At 40.7% G+C, this 13,061-nt stretch carries 7 protein-coding genes; 6 read left to right on the forward strand and 1 reads right to left on the reverse strand.

The window, feature by feature from the left end:
• Positions 1 to 9: 9 nt before the first annotated feature.
• Complete coding sequence (locus J2X77_RS13275; protein WP_310081077.1) at positions 10 to 3,903, reverse strand: response regulator; 3,894 nt, start codon at positions 3,901 to 3,903, stop codon at positions 10 to 12.
• Between the two features lie 136 nt (positions 3,904 to 4,039).
• Here J2X77_RS13275 and J2X77_RS13280 point away from each other — a divergent pair, with 136 nt between their 5' ends.
• The 6 genes from J2X77_RS13280 (at position 4,040) to J2X77_RS13305 (ending at position 12,995) form a co-directional block, all read left to right on the forward strand.
• Entirely contained in the window at positions 4,040 to 7,360 is a 3,321-nt protein-coding gene (locus J2X77_RS13280) for a TonB-dependent receptor (protein ID WP_310081079.1), read from the forward strand.
• A gap of 107 nt (positions 7,361 to 7,467) precedes the next feature.
• On the forward strand, positions 7,468 to 9,360 hold the full coding sequence (locus J2X77_RS13285) for a RagB/SusD family nutrient uptake outer membrane protein (protein WP_209577687.1): 1,893 nt from the start codon (positions 7,468 to 7,470) through the stop codon (positions 9,358 to 9,360).
• A gap of 110 nt (positions 9,361 to 9,470) precedes the next feature.
• Positions 9,471 to 10,736, forward strand: a complete 1,266-nt coding sequence (locus J2X77_RS13290) for a DUF2264 domain-containing protein (protein WP_209577689.1) — start codon at positions 9,471 to 9,473, stop codon at positions 10,734 to 10,736.
• A 44-nt stretch (positions 10,737 to 10,780) separates the two neighbouring features.
• A complete protein-coding gene (locus J2X77_RS13295) occupies positions 10,781 to 12,055 on the forward strand; it encodes a glycoside hydrolase family 88 protein (protein WP_310081081.1) in 1,275 nt (424 codons plus the stop codon).
• A 301-nt stretch (positions 12,056 to 12,356) separates the two neighbouring features.
• On the forward strand, positions 12,357 to 12,575 hold the full coding sequence (locus J2X77_RS13300) for a hypothetical protein (protein WP_310081083.1): 219 nt from the start codon (positions 12,357 to 12,359) through the stop codon (positions 12,573 to 12,575).
• 96 nt (positions 12,576 to 12,671) lie between these two features.
• A complete protein-coding gene (locus J2X77_RS13305; RefSeq protein WP_310081085.1) occupies positions 12,672 to 12,995 on the forward strand; it encodes a hypothetical protein in 324 nt (107 codons plus the stop codon).
• Positions 12,996 to 13,061: the final 66 nt, after the last annotated feature.

Here is a 13,061-nt window from a genome sequence, read left to right on the forward strand (position 1 = left end):
AAAATATAGCTAAGATTTAGTCGTTTGGCTCGAATTTGCTGTTTGTTCTGATGGATTATGTCCAAACTGTTTTTTAAATTCCTTACTGAAGTATTTTCTATCGGAAAATCCCACAGCGTAGGCAACCTCACTAATGTTCATGGCCGAATTCAGTAATTCTTTCGCTTTGTTTAGCCTATACATTTTCACATAGTTATTGAGCGATAAGTTGGATATCGCTTTCAACTTACGATAGAGGATTGGCGCACTCATCCCCATTGTTCGAGAAATAAAATTGACATCAAAACCGTCCGATTGAAGATTTTTTTCGATCAATTGATTTAAGGAGGAAATGAATTGTGCATCAAGTTCATTGTCGAAAGTAGTTGTCTTGACCTGAAACGCCTTACTTTTCGCCTGACTGATAGCGAGGAGATTTTGCGCAGAAAGAAAGAGTTGTTTATTATCAAAAGGCTTTGTCAAATAGATATTTGCGCCGTTTTCCAACGCTAAAGTCTGCGTGTTGCTATCAGTAACTGCGGTCAGCAAGATGAATGGGATATGGCTAGTGATTATATTTTTTTTAATGGCTTCGCACAGTTGAGCACCATCCATATAAGGCATCATCAGATCCGAAATAATCAGATCGGGGACATATTCCAATGCCCTCGAAAGAGCCTCTTCACCATTGTGAGCTGTAATGATCGTGTAGGCATCTTGAAACAGACCCACCACTGTTGCCATTAATTCTTTATTGTCTTCAACAATTAAAATAGTTTTTTGCACGGAGGTATCAAGGATGCTTAGGGCTGGTATTCTAACGTCTTCTATTTCCTTTGCAGGAGTCTCTATGAGCTGAGTATCTGGCTGATTATCTGATTTGTGTCCAAGATCTTTCGGTAGATTTATGGTAAACACAGTCCATTTTCCTTTTTCATCGTCCTGTGTAAGGCAAAAGATATCCCCCTTGTGCTGCTGTACAATATGTTTGGTTAACGCAAGTCCGATTCCAGTGCCTATTGCATCTTGAGCTTGTTCTTCGCGATAGTACTCTTCAAATATTTTGAATTGGTTATCGCTTGCGATCCCAATTCCATTATCGACGATGTTAATAGTTATTGTGTGGTTGTTATCGACCAAATCCAGATAAACAGTGCCTTGTTCAGGTGTGTACTTAATCGCATTTGACAGCAGGTTGAACATGACTTTATCAAATTGTATTGTATCTATGGATTGTAAGCCTACGGAATCCAACTGCCTGATGTAATAGTTGAGATGCTTTGCTTTGGCAAGATCATTTAATAGGTAGAAGGTGTCTTCTATGTATTCCCTAAAAGAGATGTCCGTTTTTTTCAGGACAAAGTGCTTGTCGTCGAACTTTTTAAAGTCGAGTAATTCGTTGATGACTCCTAGGAGTTTGTTGGCATTCTTTTTTATTCGTTTTACTTTATTTTGGGTAGCGGTAAGATGAGCTGTTTCTGATATAATTTCATCTAACGGAGCAGTAATTAAAGTCAACGGAGTACGAATTTCGTGAGATATCTGCGTGAAGAATTTTATTTTCTTTTCCTGCTCCCGTTCCGAATTGATTAACATCTTCCTTTCGACGACAAACTTAATAACCAGATGTACGCCCAGAGAAAATAATCCTGCATACATTAGATAGGCCCACCACGTTCTCCAAAATGGAGGTTGAATGTCGATAATAATCCGTAGCGGTGTACTGCTCCAAATGCCATCATTGTTACTCGCGAATATGGTCAGTCTATGTGTACCTACTGGAACATTCGTATATCGTATTGAAGGATTACTTGTTTCGATCCAATCCTTGTCAAAACCGTCGAGCTTGTATCGATACCTATTCTTTTGCGGTTTGATGAAATTAGAACCTGAGAAATTAATAGTAAGAAAGTTTTCATCGTGTCGGAGGCTGAGCTGATAGCTGTTTGCATCTTCCGTTTTCTGAATCCTTCCGTAGTTTAGTGGAGTCTCTTCGAGGAAGATATTTCGGAGGAGGACATTGGGGATGTTTTGATTGAAGGTTATTTTTCGAGTATCTAGGGAAATTACACCGTTGAGTGTGGTGACAAATAATGTTCCTGTTTTGTTGGCAAAGACTTTAGCTCCAAGAAGATTTTTAACCGGTAAACCATCATATTGATTGAGCAGATAGCTATGTTTTGTTTCGGGATCAAAGCAGATGAGACCATCTTTACTGGTAAGCCATACCTTATTGTTCACATAGATGGGCCAACCTAGTGCGTTGCTTGGAAAGTAAGATACCTTGGTTAAGTGACTATGCTGATCAAAATGATATAAATATTGGTTGGATGTTAACCAGATATCCCCATTCGGATGAACATAAAATCCTCCTACCGTCAATGTATCCAATTGTTGTATCGCTTTTATGTTTGAGTCATTAGGTTTTCTTCGAAAAAGCGAACCTCCGCTCAGAAAGTAAATGTACTGTTTAGCATCAGCTTGTATATCATCGATTGTAGCTGTCTTTAAAACGGGATTATATTGCGGCTGTTTCCCTGGATCCACGGTATAGAGTCCTTTATTGGTTCCAAGGTAAATACGATGCGTAGGATCGACGTAAATACTGTAGATGTTATTTTTGAGATTTAGGCGATCTTTTTCCAGATAAAAGTGTTGCGCATTTCCAGATTGGGCATCGATAATGGAATAACCGCCACCATATTGTGCTGCGTAGATTTTGTTATCTTTTGCGTATAAGTCCTTAATCAGATTCGACTGGGTCAATTGTGATAATGGAGAGGTGGCTTCTGTTCGCTTGTCAATTTTATTGATTCCTTCTTCCTCCGTTCCGATCCAATACGCATTTTCTGATTCTGCGAAACTACTGGCAATATCGCTATTGAGTCGAAGACCAAAAAGCGAACGGGTTGAATAATGCTGTATGGGGATAAGATTGGGGTAAATAGCATTTATTCCACCAAAATAGGTTCCTATCCAAGTGATTTGTTGCCGATCGATAAAAATATCATAGATCGAATTTTGGCTCAATGAGTTTTTAACGGAAGTATTATGTTTATAGTTTACGAACTGTGCCGATCCGTTAAAGATTGAGAGTCCTTTTAAGGTACCAATCAGTAGTTCACCATTTTTTGTCGGCACAATTTTCCGGACGTTATTGCTCAATAGATTACTATTGGTTTCATTCAAATTATTCCATGTGTTATCCGTGAAGTTAAATTGGAATATTCCATGCAATTTTGTCCCAAGCCAAAGCATATTTTGATGAAGATATAGGGTACTGAAAATACGTTCTCTTAAGGGGAGCGGGGGCAGCATTAGATCCCGGATATGGGAGATCTGATCATTTTGCAGAGAAAAAGACTCAATGCCTTTGTAACTTGCTATTATATAAGTAGTGGGGCTGGTTTGAATAATGGATTGTACATAGGGACGGTCCAGAATTTTTTGGAGATTGTAGGTCCCGGCGGTCAGGATTGCCTGATAAAGCCCCTTGTCCGTGCATAGAAATATTTGGTCTGATAAAAATTGGATGTCGGTGACGACGATTTTTTCCTGAAAAGGTTTTCCCTGTTTCAATACAGCTTTGCGTTTGTCGATGTCAAAAATAAATAATTGAGTTGCCGTAGCGATGAAAAGGTGATTCTTTGCATTGATACCAATCTTATTAATATAATCTACTTTTTTAAAAGCAGTATCCTGCACTAAAATATTAGTGATATTCTGCGAGTCGTATACAAATAGGTTGGGGCCGCCGCCAAACCAAAGTTTACCCTGTCTATCTTGAGCAATTGTCAATATCGCTTGTTTATCCAATACATTATCCTGGCTTAGTGTCTCAAATTTAAGATCTTGGGCATAACAAAAGGAAATGATGGATATCAACAGCAGAAATTGTCGGCACAAGATAGGTAGTATGCTCATGGTTATGGGGTATTTGTGTCAAATTTAAGATTTTACCCCTAAATATTTAAGATTTTTACCCCCCATAATTCGCTCATAGACTCATCTTTGGCTTATTAAACAACCAATTTTTATTATAAAACTAATTTCCTAAAGTATGGCAAAGTTTTACAAAGTTGGACTGTCTGCTATGATGATGTTTACTGTGGGTGCGAGTATGGCACAGCAGAAAATTTCAATTACGGGGCGGATTACAGACAGTCAAGGAGCACCTTTAGCGGGTGTAACGATTCGGGAGAAGGGTGGAAGTGCTTCTACTTCGACAAATGAGGTGGGTCAGTATACCCTCTCTGTTTCAGAAAATGCTACAATCTTGATCTCATACATAGGATATCAGGATCAAGAAATCAATCCTAAAGGACGTTCGGTCATTAATGTTACGCTAGAAAGAAATACTTCGGCGCTTGATGAAGTTGTCGTTGTAGGTTATGGTACACAGAAAAAAGTCAATTTGACAGGATCTGTCGCTACCGTTGGTGCAGATAAGCTCACCAATAGGCCAATTATGAACCTTGCTGCGGCTTTAGGCGGCACTGCTCCTGGTATACGAGTTACGCAAGGAAGTGGAAATCCCGGTGGTGAATCCGTTTCTATTCGAGTGCGTGGTACGGGATCATTTAATAATAATGATCCACTGATTCTTGTTGATGGCGCTGTAGCCGATATGGTTCCATTAAATACAGATGATATCGAGAGCATTTCTATTTTGAAAGATGCGGCTTCGGCAGCAATTTATGGATCTCGTGCCGCTAATGGTGTAATTCTTGTGACCACCAAAAAAGGGAAGAAAGGTGAAGCGCCTAAAATCACATTCAACGCTTTATATGCTCGTGAACAAGCGCAAACTGATTTGAAGTTTATGTCGAGTACAGCGGATTGGATGGAACTACATAATATCGCTAAGGTAAACGCTAATCCAACATCAACATCTCCAGATTATACGCTTTCAACTATAGAAGACTGGCGCAAAGCAAATGCCGATCCCAATGGTCTATACTTTAATCCAATAACCGGCAATAGCATTCCAAATTGGTTGGCATATCCAAATACAGATTGGGCCCAGGTTCTCTTCCAACCTCAATATTATCAGCGCTATGGCGTTTCGGTAACAGGAGGAAGTGATAAATCTTCTTATCTCCTGTCAGCAGGGTATCAAAATAATCCTGGAACATTGGCGAATACGGGAATGAAAAGATTTAATATTCGGACCAATGTAGAAACAAAAATTGCGGATAGAATTACTTTCGGTACACAGACCTATGCAACAAAGGAGTATAAGCAGCCGGGCAGCACTTCAATGACCTATTTGCTGCAGGCTTTTCCTGGAATGACACCAATTTATGAGGGAAAATATGGTTCCAGTGAAGATCCTAACACAACAAATAAGGATAATATTCTGCAGCAGGTAGCGTCAAATGGGGGAGAAAACAACTACACACGTATCAATAGTACATGGTATGCTAACGCAGATATTTGGAAGGGAATTATTGCAGAGGCTCGCTTTAACTACAGTGAATATATGCGTGAGGATGAAAATTATTCCCAAAATTTGCCGAGGTATAGTTTTAGAGAAAGCTTTGAGAAGCCCAAAGAGGGGATAGGAAATCTGGACCAGGCAACGACTTATAGATACGCTTATAAATCATCCAATTATACAGCTAATGCATTGTTGCGTTATGCTCATACTTTTGGAAAACACGATGTTGGTGGTTTAGCGGGGTATGAACAGTATTATTCCAAAACAGGCGGATTCAGTGCTACAAAACGCGGCTTACTAGACTGGGACGTAACCGATATTACCTCTGGCGCAACCATGGAATCAATTGGAGGAGATGCAAAGGCAGAGAATGCCATGGTTTCTTATTTCGGTCGGGTAAACTATGCCTATGATGGTAAATATTTGTTCGAAGGAAACTTTCGTTCGGATGCTTCGTCCAAGTTTGCTCCGGGACATCGTACTGGCTTTTTCCCTTCTTTCTCGGCAGGTTGGGTTATCAGTAACGAACGTTTTTTTGATCCAGCCAAAACAACGGTTAACTACTTAAAGCTTAGAGGGTCCTATGGAACTTTAGGAAACACGATAAGTGGGAATTACGACTGGCAGACCCTTTATCAGAAAGTGAATAATGTATTCAACGAGTCGGTTGCAAATGGTGTGATTCAACAAACCATTCAGAATCTGAGTTTATCATGGGAAAAACTGACCACGTATAATTTGGGGTTAGAGGCCAGTTTCTTGGATCGTCGTTTGAGTGTCGAGGCCGATATGTATTCCCGAAAGACTTCTGATATCTTAACTGCAGCGATTATTTACATGACAATGGGAAACATCAATGCGCCGATGTCCAATACCGCTTCAATGAATAATAAGGGGATAGAGCTTAATCTGGGTTGGAACGATAAAATTGGAGATTTTAGGTATGGCGTAAATGGCAACATTTCCTACAACATGAACAGAGTTTCGGGTTTTAAAGGCACATTAAAATATGAACAAGATCCATCGACTCTCGATATTTGGGGTAACCCAACTTGGCGCTATACGAATTTAGCAGATGTATCTACGGGAGGGAACGAACGTCGTGTGGAACAGCATATGCTTGATGAATGGTTTTTGAGGAGGCCTTATGCCGGTACTGGAACTTATCTGAAATCTGATGGAAGTGTAGATCCCAATGGAGGGCCTACAGATGGAATGATTCGTACTAAAGCCGACCTGGAATGGGTAAAATCCATGATTGCCGCAAACTATTCTTTCAATAACAATTCAGTGGGGCCTGGGGCAGCAAATATTTGGTATGGACAAATGCTTATGGCAGATGCGAATGGTGATGGTAAGTACGGTAATGATGATGACCGTGAATTCACCGGCAAGTCTTCTGTTGCCAAATTTGTGTTTGGCCTAAATCTGACAGCCGCATACAAAGGATTTGATCTAAATATGTTGTTGGCTGGTCGCGTTGGCTCTTACCATTATATTAATGAGCGTGGATCAAACGGATCAATATTAGCGAATACAGGTGACCAATTGCCAGCAGACGCTTGGAAAAAATACTATTCCTATGATGCCGTAAGAGCCAATAGCGATTATGATAATTATGATCCTGCTACAGATCCAAATGCAAATATCAATGGTAAATATCCACGTTTGCTTTCTTCAAGTTCAATCATGCAGGCTAATACATTCTATTTGTACAATACCTCGTATTTAAAGTTAAAGTCTTTGCAGTTAGGCTATACATTTCCTAAGAAATGGATGAATCAAGCTAAAATTAAGGACTTAAGGGTATTTGTAACAGGAGAAAACCTGTTGACTTTTAAACATAAAGATTTTCCGGGAGTGGATCCGGAACTAGGCGGTTCACTGATCGTTTATCCGATTGCGAAGCTATATTCCGCTGGGGTATCGGTAACTTTTTAACTTAATCTCCGAACAGAAGGATGAGTTAATTTGAGTTTTCAATAGCGTAAGACTAGACTAACGTCTTCGTTTTAAACGCTGTTTAGTCAAATAAAATAAAAATAGAGATGAAAAAAATATTAAAATCTGTCATAGCAATTGGTATAGCAAGTTCTTTATCGTCTTGTACAAAAATATTGGACCTTACACCTAATGACAAAATATCGTCGGGAACAATGTGGTCATCTGAAACGTTGGTTGATCAGGGGGTAATAGGCGTTTATTATTCGTTACAACGTCCGGTAAGAAGTGATGGAATTGTAGGGACCTCTGCCAATATTGGGTATTATGCTTATGAGGCCTTTGGTATGACTGGACAAGGGGAATATAATTTAAACAACCTTTTTTCCAGTGCCGTTAATCCAAGTAATTCCTATTTTTCATTCCAATGGAAATGGTTGTATGATGGGGTACACCGCGCTAATGATGCTATAGTTCACATACCAGATGCAGCGATGGATCAGCAAAAAAAGAATAAGCTGGTCGCTGAATGCAAAGTCTTGCGGGCATTCTTTTACATGCGGCTTAATGAACTGTATGGCCGGAATGGTTTGGGTGTTCCTATTTACACAGAGCCTATTAGTCCAGCAGAAGGTAATAAAGGCCAAAGTTCAGAAGAAGAGGTTTGGGCACTTATTGTTAAAGATTTGTCGGACGCAATTAATGAAAGCGCTTTGCCAAACAATCAAATTCAAGGGGAGGGGAGAGTAAGTAAAGGTGCGGCCTATGCATTACGTGGACGTGCTTATCTCATGACAAAAAAATATGATTTGGCCGTCGCTGACTTTGCAAAGGTTGGTGAGAGTGGTTATAAACTTTTCGCCAATTATAAGCAATTGTTCAAAGTAGCAAATGAACGTTGTGAAGAGATGATTTTGAGCGTTCAGTATATTGAGGAACCATCGGGATATGGTTCAGCTGTGCAGAAATACACAGCGGCGTTTCAACAGGGAGCAAAAGATAGTCGAGGATGTTGGACAGATTTACAAGTAACTCCAGCTTTGGTCAATTTATATGAAGAAATTATTGACGGAACTACTGTCCGTCCGTTTAGTTGGTCGGATTACATTCCTGAATGGAATACAGTAAATGCTTTAGGCGCTCCCAATAGAAAAGTCTTTTTTATACGAGATCAAAAAGTTAATGGAAATGATGTTCACCCAACGGTGACCACAGTAATCAATACGGAATTAAATAAATTGAATAGTACTGCGCGGGCATTTTATCTGCCAGAAGGTAATGAGGCGCGACTGAAAGCAGCCTACGCAAATAGAGATCCAAGGTTAGCTTATAATGTCTTGACACCTTATGCATCTTTTCAAGGCGTAAATAGCAATTCTACTGCTGCAGGTGTGTATACCTATAGATTCCCCGTCACTGGTAAGTATTATGTAGACCAATCTGGAGCTGAACCCAATTTGAATAGTAGTTTGCCCAGCACTTATTATACTTCGGGAAGTGCAAATGCACAGGCCGAGTTTAAGTATATCCATCGTAAGTTTGTGGGCGAAGGATTAGAATATGCCCGTCGTGAGCAAAATCCGGTAGACGAGCCTATTATTCGTTATGCCGATGTTTTGTTGATGTGGGCAGAAGCATTAGTAGAGATGAATGACCTATCCGGTGCTATGGCAAAAGTAAAACAAGTCAGGGATCGAGTTGGAATTCCAACAATGGCTTCTTCTTTTTCAAATCAAACTAATGCACGTAATTATGTACGAGATGAACGACGTCGTGAATTAATTGGGGAGGGCGTTAACTTTTTTGATGAAATGCGTTGGAAGACGCTGAAAGAGACAAAGTTTGATCAGAAATTTTCGCAACATGCGTGGGGAGGTAGTGAGAACACTGGAGGTACTACTTATGAATGGATAGGTGATCAATGGTACACTTGGCCAGTTCCAAAGGCCGAAATAGAATTAAATAGAAATCTGAAACCGACACCAGGATGGATTTATTAAGGAGGAAGTTTGTTATCAATCGCTCATGCAGTCGTTTGCTGAAGCGATTGGTTTACTTCGGCTAGTATTTTTATGTACAATAGATATTTTTAATTTATAAACCCTTATCAATGAAGAGAAGATCCTTATTAAAATTGTTAGGCGGAGCTGGAGTAGGCGCATTAACGGCGTCTTTACCAATGGAAGCAAAAGCAAGTACTTTAGACGATAAAAGAAATTTGACCGAAAATGACCGGGCTTATTGGGTATCTATCTTACATAAGATGGCAGCCCCCATATTGAGCAATATTAGTAAACAACAGTGGCGTAAAAATATGCCGATGGAGGTAAGTCCAACTTTTGATAGCAGGGATCCCGGAGTGGGATATCTGGAAGCCTTCGGGCGCTTGTTGGCCGGAATGGCACCTTGGTTGGCCCTACCGGATGACCTAACTGAGGAAGGGAAACTGCGAAAAAAATTGAGAGAACAGACGCTGCTCGGTATACAATATGGAGTAGACCCCAAATCCCCGGATTATTTTACTTGGCGAGGACCTTCCTCTCAGACTCTTGTGGATGCAGCGCATCTTGCACTGGCTTTTTTGAGGGCTCCAAAAGCTTTATGGGAACCTTTAAACCAAGTGACTAAAAAAAGAGTCGTTGAGGAGTTCAAACTATTGCGCAAGATTAAGCCGAATGAGAGCAATTGGCTGCTGTTTGCCGCAATGACAGAAACGTTTCTTTACAGCATAGGAGAGCAATTTGTACGGGAAAAGATCGATTATGCGGTCAATAAATTTGATCAGGAATGGTATGTGGGAGATGGCTGGTATAGTGATGGTGCCCATTTTAGTTTTGACCACTACAATGGTTATGTGATCCATTGTATGCAGGTGGAGTCGCTGCGTCATAATATCCCAGCTGGTGGAAAATACAAGGAGATGTATGAGCGGGCCTATAAACGCATGCAGCGCTATGCGCATCATCTGGAACGCATGATCTCGCCGGAAGGCCATTATGTCGTTGTTGGACGTTCCTCAACGTATAAGAATGCCGCATTCCAGCCGCTGGCAACAGTTGCTTTGGAAAATAAGTTGCCCGAAGACATTTCGAAAGGACAGGTCAGGGCTGCATTAACCACGATACTTCGTCATATTTATATTGACAAAACCTTTGCGCCCTCGGGATGGCTGCGTATGGGCGTGGTAGGTGATAAACAATCCAATCTCGCAGATTACTATACAAATGCAGGTTCAATGTATGTGGCCTCTCTTTCTTTCCTGCCCTTGGGGTTACCGGCAGAGGATGAGTTCTGGACCTGTGCTCCACAACCATGGACTTCCCAAAAATGCTGGAAGGCAGAGCAATTTCCCAAAGACTATTATGTAAGTTATTAAAACGAAAAAGGAATAAAAAAGCAAAAGATTAAGGATTGGATAAAATGAAGATACAACACTATATTACGGGGGCTTTGATAATTGGGCTGGGAATGCAGGGAGTCTCCTGTTCCAGTCAGCGGAACTTGACGGCGGTGAAATTGGGGCTCGACAAAGAATTTGTCCGCTCCAATTTAGAAGATGCACACAAACAAATTGCCTACCTGGCAGCATCGATCGATGAATCGGATATGCCTACAACCTATAAAGATGGCAAATATGTAAATTGGGGTTCGAGCTGGTGGTGTTCTGGCTTTTATCCCGGTACAGTGTTATACTTATACGAGTATACCAAGGATGAAAAGCTTTTGACGGAAGCCAAAAGTAAACTGAAGCAACTGGAGAAAGAAAAATATAACAAAGGAACACATGATTTGGGCTTCATGTTGTATTGTAGCTTTGGGAATGCATTGCGCTTGACGGGTGATTCGGCGTCCTATAAAGAAATTTTAAGTACTGGAGCAGCGTCGTTGGCGACACGTTTCCATGAAGCACCGAAAACGATTCGTTCATGGGACGGTGGAAAAAATTGGGATGGCCAGTCTTGGACCTATCCGGTGATCATCGACAACATGATGAACCTGGAATTTTTGACGGAAGTTTCCAAGATGACAGGTGATCAGCGTTATCGGGATATTGCGGTGCAGCATGCCAATACAACGATGGTCAACCATTACCGAAAAGATTATAGTTCCTACCATGTCGTGGATTACAATCCGAAAGATGGAAGTATTATTTCGAGAAAGACTGCGCAAGGAGCTTTTGATGAGTCTGCATGGGCCAGAGGGCAATCCTGGGGGCTTTATGGTTATACGATGATGTACCGCGAGACCGGCGACAGGAGGTATTTGGAGCACGCTCGACATATTGCACAGTTTTACCTGAATCATCCCAATCTTCCGAAAGATCTCATACCTTATTGGGATATGGACCAGAACAAGCTTACTCCGGATAGTAAATATTATAGCCAGAAAGACCTTCGTGATGTATCGACCGCTTCGGTGACCGCTTCGGCTTTGCTGGAACTTGCACAATACACAACAGGTAGTGAAAGCCAGCTCTATATCTCAAAGGCTGAACAAATGCTGCGGTCGCTTTCTGCTAAACCTTATAAAGCAGATTTCAAAGAGGCCGGAGGGTATATTTTAAAACATAGTGTCGGTTCTATTCCACATAAAACAGAAGTTGATGTTCCGTTAACCTATGCGGATTACTATTATGTAGAGGCATTGGTGCGCTATGACCGATTGCTCCGTGGAGAGAAGGTTATCAAGCCCTGACGAGAGGATTCTTGAGTTTTCAACAAAGTTGTTAACATCCTGTGGAAAAAGTGAAGTACTTATTTCGTACATCCATCTCGTACGCTCAAATAACTACCAATTTAACACCAATTCCTATATTGACAAGGGATTTATAGGGGGTTAACAGGGGGATAACAGGGGGTTAACAGGGGGATTACCCCTGTTAACCCCCTGTTAATACTTTGTAAAAGTAGTGTTACTCCTCTTTTAATGGGCAATTTGATGTTATATTAGTAATAAGTTATATACCATCAATTATAGACAAAAGGAGAAAAATTTTATGGCAATTTTACAAAATGGTCCGAACGGTGCTATTGTTGGGAAATTTGGTTCGGTGAGTGCTTATCTATTGAAAGGCCAAAATGTCGTACGTGGCGGCAAAAGAAAAAAACGAACGTCTCCGCCGAGCGAGGCCGAACTTTTAAATAGAGAAAAACAAAAAGTTGCAGGTAAGTTTGCTGGCGCCAATAAAGTAATTCTAGAGTTTGGTTATCAATGACTCGCGACAAAAGGAGGTCGTGTAGGAGCTTTCCAATTGGCGCAGCGCCACATTTTTAAAGAAACTCTTGAATTAGGTGAAAATAATAAGCCTTTTGTGAATCCTGAAAAACTCCTCCTGTTTTCAGGTCCGCTTACCCCATTAGCTAACTGTCAAGTAAGTTTGGATGGTGATCGGATTGATCTTAGCTGGACTGTAGATGATGAATATAGAAGCAGTATATATAAAATCAATGTGGGATTGATAGACATAGAGGGCGAGTCGCGGTTGAAAATATCTATTGCCAATGTAAATCAGGGTTCCTGCTCATTTGAAGTTGAGGGGATAAGCAAGAAAGCATTCGATTGCCATGTTTATGTAGGTGTATGGGATACACTCAAAGACGACTTTTCGAATTCCATTTATTGTGGGGTTATATAGTTGTTTTCGACGGAATCCATAAGCTGGATTAGAAAAGTGTTATGCTTAAAGATAAAGTGTTATGCT

The organism is Sphingobacterium sp. 2149 (assembly GCF_031455655.1).
Lineage (GTDB): Bacteria > Bacteroidota > Bacteroidia > Sphingobacteriales > Sphingobacteriaceae > Sphingobacterium.

Coding starts and splice junctions, on each gene's coding strand:
- J2X77_RS13285 (WP_209577687.1), top strand. CDS start 7,468: ATGAAAAAAATATTAAAATCTGTCATAGCAATTGGTATAGCAAGTTCT.
- J2X77_RS13295 (WP_310081081.1), top strand. CDS start 10,781: ATGAAGATACAACACTATATTACGGGGGCTTTGATAATTGGGCTGGGA.
- J2X77_RS13290 (WP_209577689.1), top strand. CDS start 9,471: ATGAAGAGAAGATCCTTATTAAAATTGTTAGGCGGAGCTGGAGTAGGC.
- J2X77_RS13300 (WP_310081083.1), top strand. CDS start 12,357: ATGGCAATTTTACAAAATGGTCCGAACGGTGCTATTGTTGGGAAATTT.
- J2X77_RS13275 (WP_310081077.1), bottom strand. CDS start 3,903: ATGAGCATACTACCTATCTTGTGCCGACAATTTCTGCTGTTGATATCC.
- J2X77_RS13280 (WP_310081079.1), top strand. CDS start 4,040: ATGGCAAAGTTTTACAAAGTTGGACTGTCTGCTATGATGATGTTTACT.